General features: G+C 69.6%; 22 protein-coding genes. 10 read left to right on the plus strand and 12 right to left on the minus strand.

Translation table 11 applies throughout. The annotated features are described in order from the left end of the window. Positions 1–13: 13 nt before the first annotated feature. Positions 14–1,258 carry a multidrug efflux RND transporter periplasmic adaptor subunit MexE gene (gene mexE, locus PSPA7_RS13120; RefSeq protein ID WP_012075568.1) on the minus strand — a complete coding sequence of 415 codons (1,245 nt, stop codon included), beginning with the start codon at positions 1,256–1,258 and terminating at the stop codon, positions 14–16. A gap of 266 nt (positions 1,259–1,524) precedes the next feature. Beyond that, positions 1,525–2,439 carry a multidrug efflux system transcriptional regulator MexT gene (mexT, locus tag PSPA7_RS13125; RefSeq protein WP_003154928.1) on the minus strand — a complete coding sequence of 305 codons (915 nt, stop codon included), beginning with the start codon at positions 2,437–2,439 and terminating at the stop codon, positions 1,525–1,527. Positions 2,440–2,658: 219 nt separating this feature from the next. On the opposite strand from mexT, the gene mexS reads away from it, so the two are divergent. Continuing rightward, a complete protein-coding gene (gene mexS, locus PSPA7_RS13130) occupies positions 2,659–3,678 on the plus strand; it encodes an oxidoreductase MexS (RefSeq protein ID WP_012075569.1) in 1,020 nt (339 codons plus the stop codon). A gap of 58 nt (positions 3,679–3,736) precedes the next feature. Here the strand turns inward: mexS and PSPA7_RS13135 are convergent, their stop codons facing one another. The 3 genes from PSPA7_RS13135 to PSPA7_RS13145 form a co-directional block, all read right to left on the minus strand. After that, positions 3,737–4,105, minus strand: coding sequence for a cupin domain-containing protein (locus PSPA7_RS13135; protein WP_003154926.1), 369 nt, complete (start codon positions 4,103–4,105; stop codon positions 3,737–3,739). A 78-nt stretch (positions 4,106–4,183) separates the two neighbouring features. Then, positions 4,184–4,999 carry an AraC family transcriptional regulator gene (locus tag PSPA7_RS13140; RefSeq protein ID WP_012075570.1) on the minus strand — a complete coding sequence of 272 codons (816 nt, stop codon included), beginning with the start codon at positions 4,997–4,999 and terminating at the stop codon, positions 4,184–4,186. A 26-nt stretch (positions 5,000–5,025) separates the two neighbouring features. After that, positions 5,026–5,790, minus strand: a complete 765-nt coding sequence (locus tag PSPA7_RS13145; protein ID WP_012075571.1) for an AraC family transcriptional regulator — start codon at positions 5,788–5,790, stop codon at positions 5,026–5,028. Between the two features lie 98 nt (positions 5,791–5,888). Here PSPA7_RS13145 and PSPA7_RS13150 point away from each other — a divergent pair, with 98 nt between their 5' ends. Beyond that, positions 5,889–6,161: a hypothetical protein gene (locus tag PSPA7_RS13150; protein ID WP_034080404.1), complete on the plus strand. Its 273-nt coding sequence runs from the start codon at positions 5,889–5,891 to the stop codon at positions 6,159–6,161. A gap of 25 nt (positions 6,162–6,186) precedes the next feature. Here the strand turns inward: PSPA7_RS13150 and ptrC are convergent, their stop codons facing one another. Together ptrC and PSPA7_RS32905 are read right to left on the minus strand one after the other, a co-directional pair. After that, positions 6,187–6,381 carry a type III secretion system co-regulatory protein PtrC gene (gene ptrC / locus PSPA7_RS13155; protein ID WP_003089814.1) on the minus strand — a complete coding sequence of 65 codons (195 nt, stop codon included), beginning with the start codon at positions 6,379–6,381 and terminating at the stop codon, positions 6,187–6,189. 15 nt (positions 6,382–6,396) lie between these two features. Beyond that, positions 6,397–6,516, minus strand: a complete 120-nt coding sequence (locus tag PSPA7_RS32905; RefSeq protein ID WP_003154918.1) for a PA2485 family small membrane protein — start codon at positions 6,514–6,516, stop codon at positions 6,397–6,399. Between the two features lie 187 nt (positions 6,517–6,703). Between PSPA7_RS32905 and PSPA7_RS13160 the strand changes: the two genes are divergently transcribed. The 4 genes from PSPA7_RS13160 to PSPA7_RS13175 all read left to right on the plus strand — a co-directional run bounded on the left by PSPA7_RS13160 (position 6,704) and on the right by PSPA7_RS13175 (position 10,107). Next, a complete protein-coding gene (locus tag PSPA7_RS13160) occupies positions 6,704–7,318 on the plus strand; it encodes a TetR/AcrR family transcriptional regulator (protein ID WP_003154916.1) in 615 nt (204 codons plus the stop codon). A 148-nt stretch (positions 7,319–7,466) separates the two neighbouring features. Then, positions 7,467–8,468 carry an LLM class flavin-dependent oxidoreductase gene (locus PSPA7_RS13165; protein ID WP_012075573.1) on the plus strand — a complete coding sequence of 334 codons (1,002 nt, stop codon included), beginning with the start codon at positions 7,467–7,469 and terminating at the stop codon, positions 8,466–8,468. Positions 8,469–8,581: 113 nt separating this feature from the next. Further along, positions 8,582–9,235 (plus strand): c-type cytochrome, encoded by a 654-nt coding sequence (locus PSPA7_RS13170; RefSeq protein ID WP_003154912.1) that lies wholly within the window; start codon positions 8,582–8,584, stop codon positions 9,233–9,235. Next, positions 9,232–10,107, plus strand: a complete 876-nt coding sequence (locus tag PSPA7_RS13175; RefSeq protein ID WP_012075574.1) for a c-type cytochrome — start codon at positions 9,232–9,234, stop codon at positions 10,105–10,107. Before PSPA7_RS13170 ends, PSPA7_RS13175 begins: the two co-directional genes overlap by 4 nt. A 180-nt stretch (positions 10,108–10,287) precedes the next feature. On the opposite strand, the gene PSPA7_RS13180 is transcribed toward PSPA7_RS13175, so the two are convergent. After that, positions 10,288–11,610: an ATP-binding protein gene (locus tag PSPA7_RS13180; protein ID WP_012075575.1), complete on the minus strand. Its 1,323-nt coding sequence runs from the start codon at positions 11,608–11,610 to the stop codon at positions 10,288–10,290. Beyond that, positions 11,607–12,287 carry a response regulator gene (locus tag PSPA7_RS13185; protein ID WP_012075576.1) on the minus strand — a complete coding sequence of 227 codons (681 nt, stop codon included), beginning with the start codon at positions 12,285–12,287 and terminating at the stop codon, positions 11,607–11,609. Before PSPA7_RS13185 ends, PSPA7_RS13180 begins: the two co-directional genes overlap by 4 nt. 163 nt (positions 12,288–12,450) lie before the next feature. Here PSPA7_RS13185 and dsbD point away from each other — a divergent pair, with 163 nt between their 5' ends. The 4 genes from dsbD to PSPA7_RS31025 all read left to right on the plus strand — a co-directional run bounded on the left by dsbD (position 12,451) and on the right by PSPA7_RS31025 (position 18,296). After that, a complete protein-coding gene (gene dsbD, locus PSPA7_RS13190) occupies positions 12,451–14,220 on the plus strand; it encodes a protein-disulfide reductase DsbD (RefSeq protein WP_012075577.1) in 1,770 nt (589 codons plus the stop codon). Next, the gene (locus PSPA7_RS13195) at positions 14,220–15,056 is read left to right on the plus strand and encodes a TlpA family protein disulfide reductase (protein WP_012075578.1); all 837 of its coding nucleotides are present in this window, start codon (positions 14,220–14,222) and stop codon (positions 15,054–15,056) included. The genes dsbD and PSPA7_RS13195 overlap by 1 nt, the downstream gene beginning before the upstream one ends. After that, the gene (gene dsbG / locus PSPA7_RS13200; RefSeq protein WP_012075579.1) at positions 15,053–15,823 is read left to right on the plus strand and encodes a thiol:disulfide interchange protein DsbG; all 771 of its coding nucleotides are present in this window, start codon (positions 15,053–15,055) and stop codon (positions 15,821–15,823) included. Before PSPA7_RS13195 ends, dsbG begins: the two co-directional genes overlap by 4 nt. 73 nt (positions 15,824–15,896) lie before the next feature. Continuing rightward, positions 15,897–18,296, plus strand: a complete 2,400-nt coding sequence (locus PSPA7_RS31025; protein ID WP_012075580.1) for a cytochrome P450 — start codon at positions 15,897–15,899, stop codon at positions 18,294–18,296. Here PSPA7_RS31025 and PSPA7_RS13210 read toward each other — a convergent pair. Genes PSPA7_RS13210 through PSPA7_RS13220 form a run of 3 tightly spaced genes read right to left on the minus strand, consistent with a single transcriptional unit; the run spans position 18,278 to position 21,233 of the window. Next, the gene (locus PSPA7_RS13210) at positions 18,278–19,183 is read right to left on the minus strand and encodes a SphA family protein (protein WP_012075581.1); all 906 of its coding nucleotides are present in this window, start codon (positions 19,181–19,183) and stop codon (positions 18,278–18,280) included. The genes PSPA7_RS31025 and PSPA7_RS13210 overlap by 19 nt on opposite strands. Positions 19,184–19,225: 42 nt before the next feature. After that, entirely contained in the window at positions 19,226–19,870 is a 645-nt protein-coding gene (maiA, locus tag PSPA7_RS13215; RefSeq protein ID WP_012075582.1) for a maleylacetoacetate isomerase, read from the minus strand. A gap of 13 nt (positions 19,871–19,883) precedes the next feature. After that, positions 19,884–21,233 carry an MFS transporter gene (locus tag PSPA7_RS13220; RefSeq protein ID WP_012075583.1) on the minus strand — a complete coding sequence of 450 codons (1,350 nt, stop codon included), beginning with the start codon at positions 21,231–21,233 and terminating at the stop codon, positions 19,884–19,886. Between the last annotated feature and the right edge of the window lie 72 nt (positions 21,234–21,305).

Raw genomic sequence — 21,305 nt, forward strand, 5'->3', positions numbered from 1 at the left:
CCTATCGCCGCGCTCAGCCGCGCGGCTCGTTGCGAGTGGCGTTGTCCTTGGTCGCCGCCACCTTCGGCGGTTCGCTGTCGCCGACCGACTGCCGCAGGCGCGCGAGGGTGGCCAGGGTGTCGGTGCTGGCCATCTCGACCTTCTGCGGGTCCACCTGCATGCCCGGACGGACCCGCTGCAGGCCGTTGACGACGATCCGGTCGCCCTTGCTCAGGCCGCTGCGGACGATGCGCAGGCCCTCCAGCTTCGGCCCCATCTCGACGGTGCGGTAGACGGTCTTGTTGTCGCCGTCCAGGACCAGCACGAACTTCTTGCCCAGGTCGGTGCCGACCGCTTCGTCCTTGATCAGGGTGGCGGCGTAGGTCTTGCTGCCGACCAGCTTCAGGCGCACGTAGAGCCCCGGGGTGAACTCGCCCTTGGCGTTGTCGAACACGGCGCGGCCGCGGATGGTGCCGGTGCGCGGGTTGACCTGGTTGTCGAGGAAGTCCAGCCGGCCCAGGTGCGGGTTGCCGTCCTCGCTGCTCAGGCCGAGGTAGACCGGGCTCTCGCTGCGCGTGTCGCGCCCGGCCTGGCGGGCCAGTTCGACGTACTTGAGGAACACGCGTTCGTCGGCGTCGAAGTAGGCGTAGACCTTGTCGGTGCTGACCAGGGTGGTGAGCAGGGTTTCCCCGGAGTTGACCAGGTTGCCGGCGGTGACTTCGGCGCGGCTGACGCGCCCGTCGATCGGCGCGGTGACCCGGGTGAAGCTCAGGTTCAGGCGCGCCGCGTCGAGTTGCGCCTGGGTCGCGGCGACCGCCGCCCTGGCTTCCTGGGCGGCGGTGGTGCGGGCGTCGGCGAGTTCCGCGGAGATCGCGTTGCTGGCGCGCAGGCGTTCGCCGCGCTGGGCTTCGTTGACGCTCCGCGCCTGGGCCGCACGGGCCTGTTGCAGCTGGGCTTCGAGGCGCTTGACCTCGGCCTCGAACGGGCGCGGGTCGATCTGGAACAGCAGGTCGCCTTTCTTCACCAGGGCGCCTTCATGGAAGGCCACGCGGTCGATGTAGCCCGACACCCGCGGGCGCAGCTCCACCGACTCCGGGGCCTCCAGGCGGCCGGTGAATTCGTCCCACTCGTTCAGCGGTTGTTCGATGACTTCGGCGACGCTGACCTTGGGCGCCGCCATGCCTTGAGTGGTTTCCGGGGCCTTGCCGCAGGCGCTCAGGACCAGTACGGCCGCGAGTGCGAGGGGGTAGCGCCAGAAGAAGTGGGATGACTGTTCCATGCTTGACTCCGCCAGTCGGTTTTTCGGGATTGGCGAAGTCTGCGGGCTGCTCCCGCGGGGAACTAATCGAACGGTGAGATTTTGATTATCACGAATAGTGATACATGGTTTTTCGCTTTATGTAACAGTCGATGGTTATGGACAGTGGTTTCGCTGGAATGAGCGGTAGGGGCGCGCTTCACCATCGGGTTTCGCGCAGGAAACGGGAGGCGTGGCGTAGCGGAAGGCGACCGCGCGCGGTCATCCGGGCATGGGCCGTGGATGACTCAGAGGCTGTCCGGGTCGCCGATGAACATGCTGATCCGCGAGCGCAGCCAGCGTTCGGCCGGGTCGTTGTCCTGGGCGCCGCGCCAGGCCATCGACAGTTCGAAGGCGCGGGTCTCGAACGGCGGGTCCTCGGCGCGCAGGCCGCCGGTGGCGATCAGCGCCTGGGCGGCGTAGTCGGGCACGGTGGCGATGATGTCGGTGCCGGCGAGGAGGGTGCCGAGGCCGTTGAACTGCGGCACCGCCAGGACCACCTTGCGCTTGCGGCCGAACTTTTCCAGCTCCTCGTCGACGAAGCCGCTGAGGTCGCCGGCGAAGGACACCAGCGCGTGCGGCCGCGCGCAATAGTCGTCGAGGGTCAGTTGGCCGGGCGCGGAGTCGGCGCGGAGGATCTTCGGCTTGCTGCGGCGCACGGTCTTGCGCTTGGCGTTGGCCGGCAGTTCGTCGGTGTAGCTGACGCCCACCGAGATTTCCCCCGAGGCCAGCAGGTTCGGCATCAATAGATAGTTGGCGCGGCGCACGACGAGGACGATCCCCGGTGCTTCCGCGCGCAGGCGGCGCAGCAGGGGCGGCAGCAGGCCGAACTCGACATCGTCGGAGAGACCGATGCGGAACACCGCGGTGCTGGTCGCCGGATCGAACTCGCTGGCGCGGCTCATGGCGGTGGAGATGGAGTCCAGCGCCGGTGACAGGTGGGCGAAGATCTCCTGGGCCCGCGCGGTGGGCTCCATGCTGCGCCCGGTACGGACGAACAGCGGGTCGTCGAACAGCGTGCGCAGGCGCGACAGCGCGGCGCTGATGGCCGGCTGGCCGAGGAACAGTTTCTCTGCGGCGCGGGTCACGCTGCGTTCGTGCATCAGGGTCTCGAACACGATCAGCAGGTTCAGATCGACGCGGCGCAGGTCGTTTCGGTTCATGGCGTTCCTCGTTTCCAGGGGCTAGAGGCTGCAACCGCGGGGGCTCGCCGTCAAGCCCTGGTGCGAGACGGGACGGGGCCTGGCGAGGTGCCGAAGGGGCATAGGATCACTGACAGGCATAGCCATTATCAATAACGACGGGTGGTTTTGTCAGGCATGGACGGATACAGTCACAACCCATGAGGTTATTCACCCCGTGATGCACTGCAGAGGTTTGCGATGTCCCGAGTGATCCGTTTTCATCAGTTTGGCCCGCCAGAGGTCCTCAAATGCGAAGAGCTGCCGACCCCGGCGCCGGCCGCAGGGGAAGTCCTGGTGCGGGTCCAGGCGATCGGCGTGAGCTGGAAGGATGTGCTCTGGCGTCAGAACCTGGCCCCGGAACAGGCCGCGCTGCCGTCCGGCCTCGGCTTCGAGCTGGCCGGCGAAGTCCTGGCGGTCGGCGCCGGCGTCGGCGACCTGCCGCCGGGTTCGCGCGTGGCCAGTTTCCCGGCCCATACCCCCGATCATTATCCGGCCTATGGCGACGTGGTGCTGATGCCGCGCGCGGCGCTGGCGGTCTACCCCGAGGTGCTCACCCCGGTGGAGGCCAGCGTCTACTACACCGGCCTGCTGGTGGCCTATTTCGGCCTGGTCGACCTGGCTGGGCTGAAGGCCGGGCAGAGCGTGCTGATCACCGAGGCGGTGCGCATGTACGGGCCGGTCTCGATCCAGTTGGCCAAGGCCCTCGGCGCGCGGGTGATCGTTTCCACCAAGTGCGCCGACGAGCGCGAATTCCTCCGCGAGCAGGGCGCCGACAAGGTAGTGGTGACCGACGAGCAGGACCTGGTCCTGGAAGTCGAGCGCTTCACCGAGGGCAAGGGCGTCAATGTCATCCTCGACGAACTGGGCGGCCCGCAGATGACCCTGCTCGGCGATGTCTCCGCCACCCGCGGCAAGCTGGTGCTGTATGGCTGCAACGGCGGCAACGAGTCGGCATTCCCGGCCTGCGCCGCGTTCAAGAAGCACCTGCAGTTCTACCGCCACTGCCTGATGGATTTCACCGGCCATCCGGAGATGGGCCTGGAACGCAACGACGAGTCGGTGAGCAAGGCCCTGGCGCACATCGAGCAACTGACTCGCGACCGCCTGCTCAAGCCGGTGATCGACCGGGTGTTCGAGTTCGACCAGGTGGTCGAGGCGCATCGCTACATGGAAACCTGTCCGAAGCGCGGCCGGGTGGTGATCCACGTCGCCGATTGAGGACGACCCGCAGCGGAAAAGCCCGGCCATCGAGCCGGGCTTTTTCATGGGCGCGGTTTCAGATCCACAGATCGTTGACGGCCGTCCGCTCGCCGCCCTGGTCGCCGGTGTTGCGCACGCCGCAGGGCTCCACCAGGAGCATGCGCACCTCGCCCTCGGCGAACGGTTTGTGCTCCACGCCGCGCGGCACCACATACATCTCGCCGGGGCCCAGGTGCACCGCGCCGTCGCGGAAATCGATGCGCAGGCGACCGGCGAGGACGATGAAGGTCTCGTCGGTGTCGGCGTGGCTGTGCCAGACGAAGTCGCCCTCGATCTTCACCAGCTTGAACTGGTAGTCGTTCATCTGGGCGACCACCCTGGGCTGCCAGCGGTCGTCGAAGAGGGCGAGCTTGGCGGCGAAATTGATCGGTTGCGGGGTGCTCATCGGTAGGCTCCGGTGGGTGTGATGGCGCCAGGGTAGGCGACTGCGCAGCGGGCGGTCTTGGATGATCGTGCAGCCTGCCTAGTCGCCGCCGAGCATGCGCAGCCAGCGTGCCGGCGTCAGGCCGTAGCTCTGGCCGAAATGGCGGGTCATGTGGCTCTGGTCGACGAACCCGGCGGCGAGCGCGGCTTCGGCCAGCGACTGGCCGCCGAGCATCAGCCGGCGGGCGATGTCCAGGCGGCGCTGGACCAGATAGCGGTAGGGACTGGTGCCGAACAGCGCGCGGAAATCGCGCGACAGGCTCCAGCGTTCGCGCTGGGCGACCTGCGCCAGTTCGTCGAGGCTCAGCGGGCGTTCCAGGTGCGCGTGGATGTACTGCCGGGCGCGCTCGGCGGCGACGAAGTCGACGTGGCGCCTGCCGCGCGCCCGGTTGCCGGCCGCGGCGTCGAGGGCGTGGGCGAGTTCGAACAGGGCGTCCTGTTCTTCCAGCGGCTCCAGCGGGGTATCCATGGCCTGTAGCAGGGCCCGGCTGGCGGCGACCAGGCGCAGGTCGGCGGACAAGCCCCCGCGCACGAACGGCAGCGGCCGGCCGCCGAGGGCCTGCTGGATCAGCGCCGGCTCGACGTAGAGCATCCGGTAGCGGAACCCTTCCTGGCTGCCGGCCTCGCCGTCGTGCAATTCGTCGGGATGCAGCACCAGGCAGCCGCCCGGCAGGCTGTGACGCTGGCTGTGGCGGTAGCGGAAGCTCTGCACGCCGGCCAGGGTCTGGCCGATGGCATAGGTGTCGTGGCGATGCGGATCGTAGCCGTGGCCGGCGAAGTAGGCCTCGATGCGTTCCACCGCGCCCTGTCGCGGCGCGCGGCGAACCCAGTCGCGGGGCGTATTGGCGTGGCTCATGGAGAAAGGCTCGTGGCGCGGAAGGGTCAGGCTAGCGCTTCGGCGGCACGACTGGAATAGCCGGACGGCGTCTCGCCGAATACCGCGCGGAAGGCACTGGCGAAGCTGCTCGGGCTTTCGTAGCCGAGCGACCAGGCGACCTCGCCGACCGCCTGGCCCGCAGCCAGCCGTTCGACGGCCGCGTGCAGTCGCGCCAGTTGCCGCCATTGGGCGAAGCTCATGCCGGTCTCGGTGCCGAACAGCCGGCTCAGGCTACGGCTGCTGAGACCCGCCCAGCGTGCCCACTCGGCCGCCGGCCGCGGATCGCCGGGGTTGGCCAGCAATGCCTCGGCGATCCTGCGCAGGCGCGGATCCCCCGGATAGGGCAGGCGGGTCCGCTGGGGCACGGCGTGGCGCAGTTCGTCCAGCAGCACGCGCAGCAGGTTCTCGCGTTCGGCGCTCCAGGCGGAACCCGCCGGCCAGCGGGTGGCGCGTTCGACGATCAGCGCCACGAAATCCGAGCAGGCGAGCACGCCGGGGGATGCGGGCAGGGCGTGGCAATGGCTGGTGTCGAGATAGGCGCTCCAGCCCAGCAGCGCGCCGTGGGAGTGCGCCGCGTGCCGGTGACCCGGTGGGATCCAGGCGATCTGGCGGGGTGGCAGGGCCTGGCGACCGCGCTCGTCCTCGACCACCAACAGGCCGCGCTCCAGACAGTAGAGCTGGCCGCAGGCATGGCTATGGGGGGCGGTGCGGCTGGTCGCGCGATCCAGGCGCAGGGCGAAGAGCGGGGCGGGCAGGGGTTCCGGAAGCATTTGGCGGAAAAACGACGATGAATGGCCTGGAATGGATAATAGGCCATTCGACGGCGAATGTAGCCTGGCGGCTCATCATTCCTGCCTGGAGCATCCTCATGAAAGCCGAAGACATCCTTCCCGACCGACAGGACCGCATCCGCCTGGACGGCGTGGAGATACGAAAGGGCAGCGTCGGCGCGTTCATCGCCAACGCCCGCCTGCTGCTCGAGCGGGACCGGCCCGCGGCGCAACGGCGGCAGGCGGAAGAGGACCTGCGCGCCCTGCTGCCGGCGATCCGGGCGCTGGGGCTGCTGGAACTCTTCGAACTGCGCGACGCGCGACTGCGGGCGCTGGTGGCGGATTGGGAAAACGCCGCTGGCCGCTCCTGAGAGCGGCACACGGGCACTGGAGGTATCAGTCGTCGATGCAGCTTTCGATCAGGCGCTGCAGGGCTTCGCGCTCACTGACCGGCGTACGCATCGGCATGTGCGCGAGGCTGCCGTCGCGGCGCTCGATGATGTACTCGGTCTCGAAGTGCAGGGTGCAATCCTCGAGACTCACATAGGTGACGCCATAGGTCGGGGCCTTGCGGGAGCGGGCTGAGAGCATGGATGCCTCCTCGGGTCATTTCTTCTCGCGGGTCGGCGCGGGCGCGCTGGCCTGAACCGGGCGAGTAGGGGTCACTGCATTGCTGTAGAACGCGGAAGCGGCGAAGTAGCTGGCGAGGGCGCTGAAGCTGGACATGATCGGTTCTCCTGAGGAAGGGTGGGCGTCTGCCCCTGGAGAGCATGGTTGCCCAGCGGGAGAACCGGCAGAAGTAAAAAGCCTGCATGGTGTATATCGAGCGCGGTGATGGATCAAGCGACCCCCTCCAGCCTTGCGACTGTTCGCCGGTGTTACCATATGACGTGTTTTTTTCTCAGGAATTCCCATGGCCAAGCGTGGACGCCCCTGCGGCTTCGATCGTGAACAGGCATTGCGGCGGGCGCTCGACGTGTTCTGGGAGGCCGGCTACGAAGGCGCGACCATGGCCGCGCTGAAGGAGGCCATGGGCGGTATCTGCGCGCCGAGCATGTATGCCGCCTATGGTTCCAAGGAGGCGCTGTTCCGTTCGGCGGTGGAACTCTACCTGAGCCAGGAATGCCAGCTTTCCAAGGGCGCCTTCGCCCTGCCGACGGCGCGCGAGTCGATCGCCGCGCTGCTGGAAAGCGCGGCCGTCAGCTACACCACCGAAGGCAAGCCGCGCGGTTGCCTGGTCGACCTCAGCACGACCAATTTCTCGCCGGCCAACAAAGGCGTCGAGGACTACCTGCGCGATCACCGGCGTCGCGCCGCGCGACTGTTGCGCGAGCGTTTCGCGCGTGGCGTGGCCGATGGCGACGTACCGCCCGAGACCGATCTCGACGCGCTCACCAGTTTCTACAGCAGCGTGCTCCAGGGCCTGTCGATCCAGGCCCGCGACGGCGCCAGCCGCCAGCAGTTGCTGGCGATCGGCCGCTGCGCGATGGCGGCCTGGGATTCCTTGCTGGCGGTCGAGGCCGCCTGACGCCACAGCGCTCCCTGGCTGGAAAGCCCATGGATTCTCCGTGGGCAAAAACTATAACGCGTGATATAGAATTGATCCAAACCCCGGGCGAGGTCCTTCCGCGCGTGTCTCGCGCCCTGGCCATCGCCCGCTGCCGATTGGAGCCTTCATGACGACGCTTGCTGATATCCCCTTGTCCATGCTCGACCTGGTGCCGGTGCGCACCGGCGGCAGCGTGGCCGAAGCCCTGCACAATTCCCTGGACCTGGCGCGCCATGTGGAGCGCCTGGGTTTCAACCGTTTCTGGCTGGCCGAGCACCACAACATGGATGGCATCGCCAGCTCCGCCACCGCGCTGCTGATCGGCCATATCGCCGGCGGCACCTCGCGGATCCGCGTCGGCTCGGGAGGGGTGATGCTGCCGAACCACGCGCCGCTGGTGGTGGCGGAAAACTTCGGCACCCTGGAGACGCTCTACCCGGGCCGCATCGACCTCGGTCTCGGCCGCGCCCCGGGCGCCGACCAGGCGACCATGCGCGCCCTGCGTCGCGACCGCCTGGGCAACGGCGACGACTTCCCCGAGCAGGTCGCCGAGCTGGAAATGCTGCTCGGCCCGCGCCGTTCCCGGCAGAGCCTGCTGGCGGTGCCGGGCGAGGGTACCAACGTGCCGATCTGGCTGCTCGGTTCGAGCCTGTTCAGCGCCCACCTGGCGGCGCAGAAAGGCTTGCCCTATGCCTTCGCTTCGCATTTCGCACCGCGTTACCTGCACGAGGCGCTGCGCATCTACCGCAGCAACTTCCAGCCCTCGGCGGTACTCGACAAACCCTACGCGATGATCGGCGTACCGCTGATCGCCGCACCTACCGACGAAGAGGCCGAGTTCCTCGCCACTACTGCCTTCCAGCGCGTGTTGGCGCTGATCCGCGGCGAGAGCCTGAAGCAGAAGCCGCCGGTGGAAAGCATGGCGCCGTTGTGGCTGCCGCACGAGCAGGACGCGGTCGGCAGCTTCTTCGGCCTGGCGGTGATCGGCGGTCCGGAGAAGGTTCGCGCGCGCCTGGAGATCCTCCTGGAGCAGACCGGCGCCGACGAGCTGATCTTCACCAGCGACTTCTACGAGCACGCCCATCGGCTGCGCTCCTGCGAAATCGTCTCCGGGCTGAAAGGCGCGTGATCCGGGGCTTGTAGGAAAACAATGTAGGCCTGCATGCGGCAGGGTCTTTCGGTGATAGGTTTTTTGGTTCTAAACTTAGAACCAAAAACAATAAGCCAGAGAGGAACCCTGCCATGCCGGTTGCACACCGACTGCTGTTTTCATTGACCGCCTTGCTGGCGGCGACGGCCCAGGCCGCCGTCGACGGCCAGAAACTCTACACCCAGGGCGGCGCCAACCCGGCCGCCGCGGCCTGCGTCACCTGCCACGGCGCAGATGGCATGGGTCTGGCCGCCGCCGGCTTTCCACGCCTGGCGGGCCTTCCCGCCGCCTACCTGAGCAAGCAACTGCACGACCTCAAGCAGGGCGGCAGCCGCGAGCACCCGGTGATGAAGGGCATCGCCGACGCCCTCGATGACGACGAGATCCAGGCGCTCGCCAAGACCCTCGCGGCAATGCCGGCGCCCAAGCCGGTGGCGCTGTCGCGCGTGGCCACCCCGCGCAGCCCCGGCGAGACCCTGGCGGTGCGTGGCGCCTGGGAGCGCAACATTCCCGAGTGCGTGACCTGCCACGGTCCGGCCGGCAGCGGCGTGGGGGATGCCTTCCCGCCGTTGCAGGGGCAGGGCGAGATGTACCTGGGCAACCAGTTGCGCGCCTGGCAGCTTGGCACTCGCCGCAACGATCCGAACGATCTGATGGGGCATATCGCCAAGTCCCTCAGCGAAGAGGAGATCCGCAGCGTCAGCCAGTTCTTCGCCACCCTCGGTCAGGCAGGAGGCCAGCCATGAACATGCCGTCGATCCTTTCCCTGGCCGTCGCCGGCCTGCTGGTCGCACCCGTCCACGCGGCAATGGACCCCTCGGAGCCGTTCCAGCCGCCGGCCGAAAGCAGCCTGCCGGACAACGCCTTCGGCGAAATGGTCCGCCAGGGCCAGGCACTGTTCGTGGAAACCCGGAAGAACGCGCCGCATCTGGTCGGCAACCAGCTCAATTGCGTCAACTGCCACCTCGACCAGGGCCGCCGGGCCAACTCCGCGCCGCAATGGGCGGCCTACCCGGTATACCCGGCGTTCCGCGCCAAGAACAACAAGGTCAATACGTTCGCCGAACGCCTGCAAGGCTGCTTCCAGTTCAGCATGAACGGCACGGTGCCGGCGGCCGACAGCCCGGAGATCAAGGCCCTGACCGTCTACGCCTATTGGCTGGCGAGCCAGGCGCCGACCGGGGTCAGCCTGCCAGGACGCGGCTATCCGGACGTGGCCCCGCCGGAAGGCGGCTACAGCATCGAGCGCGGCGCCAAGGTCTATGCCGCGCAGTGCGCGATCTGCCACGGCGCCGACGGCCAGGGCCAGACGGCTCAGGGGCAGACGGTGTTCCCACCGCTGTGGGGCGCGCAGTCGTTCAACTGGGGCGCGGGCATGCACCGGATCAACACCGCGGCCTCCTTCATCAAGTACAACATGCCGCTGGGCAAGCCCGGCTCCCTCAGCGACCGCGACGCCTGGGACGTCGCCGCCTTCATGAACAGCCACGAACGGCCGCAGGACCCGCGCCTGGTGGACGGTTCGGTGGAGAAGACGCGGCAGAAGTTCCATGCCAACGACGGCGTCAACCTGTACGGGCAGAAGGTCAACGGCGTGCTGCTGGGACAGGGGATCTGACACCCTCGTGGCCTGGCGGCCGCAGGACGGAGAACCGCTCCGGCGGAAGCCGGTCGGCGAGTGGGCAGGGCGTATAACGCCAGCAGCGTTATCCGCCGATGCCTGGGCCTCGGCGGCGGATAGCCGCGAGCGGCTATTCGCCCTACGGGAGTCGGCGGGTGCGCGGGTAGGGCCGGCGCATCATTCGCGCAGCGGCATCTCCAGCGTCACCCGCAGGCCGTCCGTGCGGCTGTCGAAGTCCAGCCGGCATTGGCAGCGTTGCACGATGGCCTGCACGATGGCCAGGCCGAGCCCGCTGCCGCCGCTCTTGCCGTGGCGCCAGAAGCGCTGGGTGAGGTGCGGCAGGTCGGCCTCGGCGATGCCCGGACCGTGGTCGCGGACGTGGAAGCGCGCGCAGCCTTGCGTGGTTTCCACCGCCAGTTCCACCCGGGTGCCGGCGGCGGTGTGGCGCAGGGCATTGTCCAGCAGGTTGCGCAGCGCGGCGATGGCCAGCAGCGAAGGGACTTCCAGCGGCGCCTCGGACAAGCCGTCGGCCAGCACCAGTTCGAACATCCGCACATCGCCATGGCCGGCGTCGTGCATGGCCACCCGGGCGGCATCCTCGGCGCTGCACTGCACGCCGTCGTCGAACGACAGGCTGCCTTCCACCCGCGCCAGCAGCAACAGCTGGTCCAGCGTCCGGTGCAGACGGTCGGCGCCTTCCTCGGCGTGGGCCAGGGCCTGCTCGGCGGCGGCGCCCTCGGTCATGCGCGCCACCTGCAGGTGGGTCTTGATCGCGGTCAGCGGGCTGCGCAGTTCGTGGGCGGCATCGCCGGTCAGGCGGCGCTCGCGCTCGATGGCCTGGGCGATGCGCTGGAACAGCTGGTTCTGGGTTTCCACCAGCGGCTTCAGTTCGCTCGGCAGGGCCGCCAGCTCCAGCGGTTCCAGCGAGTCGGCGCCGCGCCGGGTGAGGGCGTCGCGAATCCGCTTGAGCGGCGCCAGGCCCTGGCCGGCGCCGAGCCAGAGCAGGGCCAGGCTGCCGAGCAGGGCCACCGTCACCGGCACCGCGGCGGCCACCACCACCGAGCGTTGCAGCACGTCGCGCTCTTCCAGGCGATCGGCGGTGCTGACCCGCAGGTCGCCGGCCTGCACGGTGAAGCTGCGCCACAGCACGCCGTTGATTTCCTGGTCGCGGAAACCGCTGGCGGTGCTGTCCAGCGCCCGCTCCGGGGTGGCATGGCTCTGCGCCAGGACTTCGCCGCGCAGGGAGCTGACCTGGCAGGCCATGCCGTTGGGAATGCCCAGTTGCTCCGCGCTCAGGCGGGCGGCCTGGCCGTTCGCCGGTTGCGGCTGCGGCAACTGCTGGAGCAGGCCGGCGACCATCCGCGCCGAGGCCGCCAGGCGCTGGTCGAAGGAGCGCATCATCTGTCCGCGCAGGTCGCAGAGCATCCAGGCGGCGGCCAGCGACCAGAGCAGGATGAAGGCCGCACCGAGGATCAGGGTCAGGCGCAGGCGCAGGCTCATGCGTCGTCCCCGTCGCCGCGCGCCGGCCCGAGGCGGTAGCCGAGGCCGCGCACGGTCTGCACGATGGCGTTGCCGAGCTTGCGCCGCAGGTGATGGATATGCACGTTGAGGGCGTTGCTCTCGACCTCGTCGCCGAAGCCGTAGACACTGTCCTTGAGCTGCTCGCCGCTGAGGATCCGCCCGCGGTTGTTGAGCAGCGCCTGCAGCAGCGCCTGTTCGCGCCGCGACAACTCTATCGGGCGGCCGTCGAGCCAGGTTTCCCGGGTGCTCGGGTCGTAGCTCAGGCGGCCGTGCTCGATGACATTGACGCAGCGTCCGGCGGAGCGCCGTTGCAGGGTATGCAGGCGGGCGCCGAGTTCGCGCAGGTCGAAGGGCTTGAGCAGGTAGTCGTCGGCGCCGGCCTGCAGCCCGGCGACCCGGTCGGTCACCGCGTCGCGCGCGGTCAGCACCAGTACCGGCAGGTCGAAGCCCTGCTGGCGCAGGCGTTGCAGCAGGCGCAGGCCGTCCTCGTCGGGCAGGCCGAGGTCGAGGACCAGCACGTCGAAGCGCGCCACCTGCAGCAGCGCCTGGGTATCGGCGGCGCTGGCCACGCGGTCCACGGTCAGGCCCTGGGCGTTGAGGCCGGCGACGATGCCGCTGGCGATCAGGTCGTCGTCTTCGGTGAGCAGTACATGCATGGCGGTATCGCTGGTCAAAGGGATAGGAGTCTGAAGCGGGTGAATTAAGCCAGGATTATGCCCCGCCCGGCGTGCCGCCGGTGCTTTCCCGTGGCCGCGTTAACGGCCTGTTAATCGTCGCTGGCCATGCTGCCCGCCGAGTTCATCGTAGAAGGCGTTTTCCATGCGTGTGTTGATCCTGCTCCTGATGCTCCTGCTGCCTGGCCTGTCCCAGGCGCAGCCGGGCGACGACCTGTTCGCCCCGCGCGGCGCGACGCAGATGGATTTCCTGCCGGTGGAGAAAGCCTTCCGCTTCAGCTGGGAGCGCCTCGACGACGGCCAGGTGCAACTGCGCTGGCAGATCGCGCCGGGCTACTACCTGTACCAGAAGCGCCTGCGCTTCGATGGTCTCGACCCGACCCTGCATCCGCAGCTGCCGCCGGGCGAAAGCCACAGCGACGAGTTCTTCGGCGAGACGCAGGTCTATCGCCAGAGCCTGGAGCTGACCCTGCCGGCGGCCGCCGCCGGACAGCTGCGCCTGGGCTGGCAGGGCTGCGCCGACGCCGGCCTGTGCTATCCGCCGCAGAGCCAGGTGCTCGACCTGGGCGGTGCCGGCCCGACCGGTGCGGTCGCCGGGACGAGCGGCGAAGTAGCCGAGGACCAGGGCCTGGCCGGCAGCCTGCAGGCTGGCAACCTGGCCTGGAGCCTGCTGCTGTTCTTCGGCCTCGGCCTGCTGCTGGCCTTTGCCCCCTGTTCGCTGCCGATGTTGCCGATCCTCGCCGGGCTGGTGGTCGGCAGCGGCGCCGGTCCGCGTCGCGGGTTGCTGCTGGCCGGCAGCTACGTGCTGAGCATGGCGCTGGTCTACGCCGGCCTCGGGGTGGTCGCCGCACTGCTCGGCGGCAACCTGCAGGCCTGGCTGCAACAGCCATGGCTGCTGGGCAGCTTCGCCGCGCTGTTCGTGTTCCTCGCGCTGCCGATGTTCGGCTTCTTCGAACTGCAACTGCCGGCGGCCCTGCGCGACCGCCTCGACGGCCTCAGCCGCGGCCGCAAGGGCGGCAGCCTGGCCGGCGCCGCGGCGCTCGGCGCGTTGTCCGGGCTGCTGGTGGGGCCGTGCATGACCGCGCCGCTGGCCGGCGCCTTGCTCTATATCGCGCAGACCGGCAACGCCCTGCACGGCGGCCTGGTGCTGTTCAGCCTGGGCCTGGGCATCGGCATGCCGCTGTTGCTGCTGGTGACGGTCGGCAGCCGCTTCCTGCCCAAGCCCGGCCCCTGGATGAACCTGGTCAAGGGCGTGTTCGGCTTCCTTTTCCTCGGCACCGCCTGGATACTCCTGCGTCCGCTGCTCGGCGAGGCGCTGTGGATCGGCCTTGGCGGCGCGCTGCTGCTGGTCCTGGCCTACGCCGCGCTGCATACCGCGCGTGGCCTGGCGCGGCACGCCGTGCTGTTCGGCGCGGCGGGCTGCATCTTCGGTCTCTGGGGCGCGGCGATGCTGCTGGGCGCCGCGGCCGGGGCCGACGATCCCTGGCGTCCGCTACAGGTGTATGCGGCGGCGAACCGGGGCGCCACGCCGGCGGCCAGCGCGCACGAGGCGTTCCTCACGGTCAGCCAGCCGGACGAGCTGGACCGCCAGTTGGCCGCGGCCAGGGCAGAGGGTCAATGGGTGCTGCTCGACTACTACGCCGACTGGTGCGTGTCCTGCCGGATCATGGAGAAACAGGTGTTCGCCAAACCCGATGTGCTCGCCGCCCTGGAGGGCGTACGCCTGCTGCGGCTCGACGTGACCGCGGACAACGCCGCCAGCCGTGAACTGCTGCGCCGCTACCAGGTGCCCGGCCCGCCGAGCCTGATCTGGATCGGCCCGGAAGGCGAGGAGCGCCGCGCCCGCCGGTTGACCGGCGAAGTCGACGCCGGTGGCTTCCTCGCCCATTGGCAGGCGACCCGGGAGCGCGGCTGATGCTGAGTTTTTCCCTGGGGCCGCTGGTGGTCTCGCTGCAACACCTGCTGCTGTTCCTCGCCCTCGGCGCCGCGCTGCTCGGCGGTTGGCTGGCGGCGCGCGGCGGTGGGCGCAACGCCGAGCCGGCGTTGTTCAACCTGTTGCTGCTCGGCCTGCTGGTGGCGCGCCTGGCCTTCGTGGTGCGCTACTGGCCGCAGTACCGTGGCGACTTCGCACAGATGCTGGATATCCGTGACGGCGGCTTCCTCGCCTGGCCGGGCCTGGTGGCCGCCGCGCTCGGCGCCTTGTTCTGGGCCTGGCGGCGACCGGCGCTGCGTCGTTCGCTGGGGGTCGGCGCCAGCCTCGGCCTGGCGTTCTGGCTGCTCGGCAGCCTCGGCCTGGGCATCTACGAGCGCGGTACGCGCCTGCCGGAACTGAGCCTGCGCAACGCCGCCGGCGAGTCGGTGCAGCTGGCGGACTTCCAGGGCCGCCCGCTGGTGATCAACCTCTGGGCCAGCTGGTGTCCGCCGTGCCGGCGCGAGATGCCGGTGCTGCAACAGGCGCAGGCGGAGAACCCCGACGTGGTGTTCCTGTTCGCCAACCAGGGCGAGAGCGCCGAGACCGTGCGCCATTTCCTCCAGGCCGAGAACCTGCGTCTGGACAACCTGCTGTTCGACAACGGCGGACAGCTCGGCCAGCAGGTCGGCTCGGTCGCCCTGCCCACCACCGTGTTCTACACCGCCGAGGGCCGCCTGCTGGGCAGCCATCTCGGTGAACTGTCCCGCGGCAGCCTGGCGCGCTACCTCGAAGCCTTCGAGCCGGCCGCTGCCGCCCCCGCAACCAGGAGTTCCGAATGAGAGTGCCGCGCAACCTGATCACCCTTGGCCTGGGCCTGACCCTCCTCAACGCCGGCCTGGCCACGGCGGCGGAGGAACTGCCGGCGCCGATCCGCATGGTCCAGGAGAAGGGCGCCCGCATCCTCGGCAGCTTCGACGCGCCGGACGGCCTGCGCGGCTATGCCGCCGAATACCAGAACCAGGGCATGGCGCTGTACCTGACCGCCGACGGCAAGCACGTGCTCACCGGCCACCTGTTCGACGCCCAGGGCAAGGACCTCAGCCGCGAACCGCTGGAACGCCTGGTGTACGCGCCGCTGGCCAAGGAAATGTGGCAGAAGATGGAGCGGAGCGCCTGGATCGCCGACGGCCGTGCCGACGCGCCGCGCGTGGTCTACCTGTTCAGCGACCCGAACTGCCCGTACTGCACCATGTTCTGGCAGCAGGCGCGGCCCTGGGTGGAATCCGGCAAGGTGCAGCTGCGGCACATCATGGTCGGCATCATCCGCGAGGACAGCGAGGCCAAGTCCGCCGCGCTGCTGGCCAGCAAGGACCCGCAGAAGGCCCTGCACGAGCATGAGCAGGCGGGCAAGGCCAGTACCCTGAAGCCGCTGGCGAAGATCCCGGCGGCGGTGCAGAAGCAGCTCGCCGGCAACATGGAACTGATGGAGTCGATGGGCGCCGCGGCGACCCCGGCGATCTTCTACCTCAACGCCGAGGGGCGCATGCAGCAGCAACAGGGCGCGCCGCAGCCGGACCAACTGGCGGAGATCCTCGGTCCGCGCTGATCCTCCGGGCCGGCGCCGAGCCGCCGGCCATCTATACTCCTGGCTCCACGAGACTTCCTCGGAGCACGCGGTCATGGACGAACGGCATACGCAGGGACTCGCCGCGCTCGGCGGCGACGCATTGTTCGAGCTGCCTGCGGCGCAACGCTGCATCCGCCTGGGGCGGGCGCTGGCCGAGGAGGTGGCACGGCTCGCCGGCCGTGCCGCCCCGGTCGGCGCCAGCCTCGAGGAGGCCGGGTTGGCCTCGTTGGAGACCCTGGTGCTGGCGGGCAAGGTCGAACGACGCCTGGGCGTCAGGCTGCCAGCCTCCGCCTGGCAGGGGCACCAGGCGACCCCCGAGCGCCTGGCGCAGCGTATCGTACAGAACCTGCGGCCGGAGGATCCGGCCACGGCGGGGTCAAGGCTGGGCGCCGTCGCCCTGGGCGGCTGGAGGGTCGCCGCGCCGCTGTTCTGCCTGGGTGGCGCCGGCGGTGCGGTGGGTTATCTCGCCGCCCTCGATGCCGCCCTGGCCGCCAGCCGTCCGCTGGTGGCGCTGCGCTCGCCCGGGCTCGAGGGCGAGGAGCCGCCGCTGGGCTCGGTGGAAGAGCAGGCCGCGCGTTACATCCAGGTGATCAAGGCGATCCAGCCCGAGGGGCCCTACCTGCTCGCCGGGCATTCCTATGGCGGCATCGTCGCCTACGAAATGGCGCAACAGCTCGGCGTCCGCGGCGAGCCGGTCGGCGCGCTGCTGCTGATCGACACCCTGCGGGTGGAAAACAGCGGTGATTCCGAGCCGCCCGCTGCCGAGACGCTGGCCTACGAGCTGGGCCTGGTGCAGCGTCGTCTCGGCGGCGCTCACCAATCCCGGCCGTTGACCGACAATCCGCAGCTGGTGGCGGTCTACCGCAGCAACTATGCCGCGATGGAGCGCTACGAGCCGCGCCACTATCCGGGGCCGGTGACCCTGTTCAAGGCCCGCGAGGCGCTGCCGGCGGCGACCCTGCATCCGCAGCGCCGCACCCGCCTGTATTTCGACGACCCGACCCTGGGCTGGGGCGCGCTGTGTCCGGCGCTGCGGGTGGTCGAACTGGAGGGCGATCATTTCTCCCTGGTGTTGCCGCCCCGTGCGCAGCGGCTGGCGGCGGCGATAGAGGAGGTCCTGGGCGAGGAGGCTACCTTCGAGCTGGGCGTGGAGCGGTTGCGCGCCGCCGGCGGCCTGTCGTCGCGCCGGGCGTTGGAGGAGACGCCGGAGGGTGGCCTCGAGCTCCATCCCTACCACCCGGACTTCCTTGCCAATCCCTATCCCTTCCTGCATCAGCTGCGGGCCCGCGCGCCGCTCTACCGCGACCGCGAGGGGAACTGGTGGCTGACTCGCTATGCCGATGTCTCGGCCTGCCTGCGCGATCCGCGTTTCTCCGCCGACCCGGCGCGCCAGAGCGGTGCGGGCGGGCCGGGCGCGAGCTGGTTCGACCACCAGCGCCTGCAACCGCTGGCGCGCTTCTACGACAACTTCATGCTGTTCAACGATGCGCCGCGGCATACCCGGCTGAAACGGCTCTTCGCCCCGGCCTTCACCCCGGAGGCCGTGCGCCGCTGGGGGGCGCGCATCGACATGCTGGTGGAGGAGCTGCTCGACGCCATGCTGGAGCGTCCCGCGCCGGAGCTCATCCAGGATTTCGCCGAGCCGCTGACCATTCGGGTGGCGGCCGAGTTGTTCGACTTTCCCCGCGAAGACGTCGGCCAGTTGCTGGCCTGGGGCCGCGACCTCGCCGCCGGCCTGGACCTGGCCGCCGTGCAGGGCGACGCGGCGCGGATCAACCGCAGCGCGGCGGCTTTCAGCGACTACCTGCGGGAACAGGCGCATGGCTGGCTCCAGGGGACGGCGCGGCGCTCCAGCACGGCGCCGATCCTCGACGGCGCGGCCATGCTTGACGCCGGACTGGCCCTCGACGACCTGGTGGCGGCCTATGCCATGGTGTTCATGGCATCCTTCGAGACCACCATCAGCATGGTCGGCAACAGTACCCTGGCGCTGTTCGACCATCCGGGCCAGCTCGAGCGCCTGCGCCGCGAGCCGGAACTGCTGGGCAACGCGGTAGAGGAGCTGCTGCGCTACGACGGCGCGGTGCGCAGCGGCCTGCGTTGCACCCTGGAGGAGGTGGAGATCGGCGGGCAGCGGATTCCGGCCGGGGAGCGGGTCATCCTGTATTTTCTCGCGGCCAATCGCGATCCGGCGATGTTCGCGGCGCCCGACCGGCTGCTCCTGGACCGGGCCAACGCCCGCCAGCACCTGGCCTTCGCCCATGGCCCGCATTACTGCCTGGGCGCCGCGCTGGCACGTCTCGAACTGCAGGGCGCGCTGCGCGCGCTGGCGCGCCGGCGGCTGGCTCCGCTGCCGCAGGCGGAAGGCCTGAGCTGGCGGCGCAGCGCGGCGTTTCGCACCCTGGAACGCTTGCCCGTGGTCGCGGCTGGGCCTCAGAACACCTGGGAATAGCGCAGGATCAGCCGGCTGCCCTCGCTGCGGTTGCGTGCGCCGTATTCGTGGTAGGCATTGAGGAACAGCCGCGACTTGCCCCAGCCGAACATCAGCGCCGGGCCGATGGCGTCGACCCGCTCGCGGGAGTCCGGGCGGTCGTGGCCGTCGACCCGTTCATCGGTGATCTGTCGCAGGCTGTAGCCGGACAAGCCGACCCGCCAGCGCGGATCCAGCGCCAGCGATACCGAGTAGTTGGCATGCAGCGCCTGGCCCGGTTGCAGGTAGTCGTCGGCCAACTGCGGCGCCGGCTCGCGATTCTTGCCCGGCAGCAGGTACTGCAGGCGGGCGCTGGCCTCCCAGCCCTCGGCGAACTCCCAGGTCAGCGCGTAGTGCGGGTTGAAGCTCCAGTGGTTGCTGGCGGGATTGATCGCGCGGTGCTTGTCGTAGCGTCCGCTGGGCAACTGGAAGGCCAGGTTCAGGCGCTGCCAGTAGGGCCGGCCGAACAGCTCGGTCTGTGGCCATTGCAGGATGAAAGGGCTGACGACCAGGTTGCCCAGGCCGTTGGCGCTGCCGGCGTGGGGCTCGAAGTCGGGATCGGCGAGCAGTACCGGGACGAGGATTTCCGCGCCGTAATAGGCGCCGAACAGCTGGTGCTGGCTGATGTGGGCGAAGTGACTGGTGGCGAGCAGGGTGCGCAGGCGGTTGTCGAGCGGGCGCCGGTGTCCATTGGCGTCCATGAAGTCGTCGGCCTCGTAGAGGTTCACGAACTGCTGGAACAGCGTGCCGGGCAGGGCCTTGCCGTCGAGGAAGGAGGTCTGGCCGAGGTTCATGCCCGGCAGCGCGGCTTCGCCCGGCAAGGCGGGCAACAGCAGGGCCAGCAGGCTGGCCCGGGTACGGAGAGTCATGGGTGTGTCCTTCTTGTTGTTGTTTTCGACAGGGGACAGGCGTCAGTCCGGCAGGTAGTCGGGCTGTCGTTCGGGGCTGGCGCGCTGGAAGGCGTCGAGCGCCAGGCAGCGTCGCTGCAGCTCCAGCAGGCCGGGATAGGGCGACAGGTCGCAGCCCATGCGCCGGGCGTTGACCAGTTGCGGCACCAGGCAGCACTCGACGATCCCCGGCGCCTCGCCGGTGAAGAACGCGCCGCGACCGTGACGGTTCAGCAGGGTTTCCGCCGCGGCCAGGCCCTCGGCGACCCAGTGCGCGTACCAGCGCTGGCGGGCCTCGGTGTCGATGCCCAGGACCTGGGTCAGGTACTTGAGCACGCGCACGTTGTTCAGCGGATGGATGTCGCAGGCCACCAGCAGGGCCAGCTCCAGCGCCTGCGCGCGTTGCCGCGGATCGAGCGGGATCAGGCGCGGTTCGGGGCGCAGCGCGTCGAGGTAGTCGATGATCGCCAGCGACTGGCTGAGTGGCAGGTCGTCGTCATCGACGAGGGTCGGCACCGCGCCTATCGGGTTGCGCTCGCGCTCGGCCGGGCGCAGTTGCTCGCCCTGCCGCAGGTTGACCGGCAGCACCTGGTAATCCAGGCCCTTGAGGGCCAGGGCGATGCGTACCCGGTAGGAGGTGGAGCTGTTGAAGAAACTGTATAGCTGCATGGCAGGTTCCTGCTCAGAGGGTGGCGGAAGACAGCCCGGCCCGGCGGCGCAACCGGCCCAGGCGGTGTACGGCGATGGCTGCGAGCAGCGCCGGGATCACCAGCAGCGCGAGGATGCCGCTGAAGCCCAGGCCCAGGCCGAGCAGGGCGCCGCCGCCGAGAGAGCCGACGATCGAGCCGATGCGGCCCAGGCCGAGGGCCCAACTGACCCCGGTGGCGCGGCTGCGGGTCGGATAGAAGTCGGCGGCCAGGGCGTTGGCGCCGACCTGCGAGCCGCTGATGCAGAAGCCGACGCCGGCGACGCACAGCGCCAGCAGGGCGAAGCTGTGGTAGAGGCTGGCGATGCCGAGGATGAACAGCGCGCCGCCGAGGTAGGCCAGGCTCAGCACCCGGTGCGCCTCGAAGCGGTCCATGGCGCTGCCCAGCAGGATCGCGCCGAGGGTCCCGCCGAGCTGGAACATGGCGCTGATCAGCGCAGCCTCGGCGAGGCTGAAGCCAGTGCCGCCGATCAGCGTCGGCAGCCAGTTGGTCAGCAGGTAGATGATCAGCAGCCCCATGAAGAAGGTGGCCCAGAGCAGCAGGGTGCCACGGCGCAGTTCGGCGCCGAGGATCTGTCGCAGCGGCGAGCCGGCGGCTTCCTCGGCGGGCGCTTCGAGGCGGCCGTCCCAGTTCTCCGGCAGGCGCCCCAGGCGTTCCAGGCTCCGGCGCAGGCGCGGCGAGCCCGGTGTGCGCCGGGCGAGGAAACGCACCGATTCCGGCAGGCACAGCCAGAGCAACGGCAGGCTCGCCAGGGGCAGGCCGCCGCCGAGCAGCAGGACGCTCTGCCAGCCCAGCGCCGGGACCATCCGCGCGGCGAGCAGGCCGCCCAGCGCCGAACCGAGGGTGAAGCCGCAGAACATCGCGGTGACCATCAGCGCGCGGTGCCGGCGCGGGCAGTATTCGGAGGTCAGGGTGATCGCGTTGGGCATCGCCCCGCCAAGCCCGAGGCCGGTGAGGAAGCGCAGCAGGGCCAGGCTTTCCACCGAGCCGGCGTAGGCCGAGGCGAGGCTCCAGCCGCCGAAGAACAGCACCGAGAGGAGAAGGATGGTCTTGCGTCCGAAGCGATCGGCCAGCGGACCGGCGGCGAACGCGCCGAGGGCCAGCCCGGCCAGCGCCGCGCCGAGGATAGGGCTGAGCTGCGCCGGGCTGAGTTGCCAGTCATGGGCCAGGGCCGGGGCGATGAAACCGATGGCGGCGGTGTCGAAGCCGTCCATGGCGACGATCAGGAAGCACAGCAGCAGGACCCGCAACTGGAAGGCGGAGACCGCCTGCGCGTCGATGAAGGCCTGGACGTCGATCTTGTTGTTCTTGGCGGGCGTGGGCATGAGCGTTCCTCGGCCGTCGCCGTGGCGACAGCCCGGATGAAGGGCAGGGTGGGCCCGCGCCGCGCGCGGGCG

The sequence above is a fragment of the Pseudomonas paraeruginosa PA7 genome (assembly GCF_000017205.1).
Taxonomy (GTDB): Bacteria; Pseudomonadota; Gammaproteobacteria; order Pseudomonadales; family Pseudomonadaceae; genus Pseudomonas; species Pseudomonas paraeruginosa.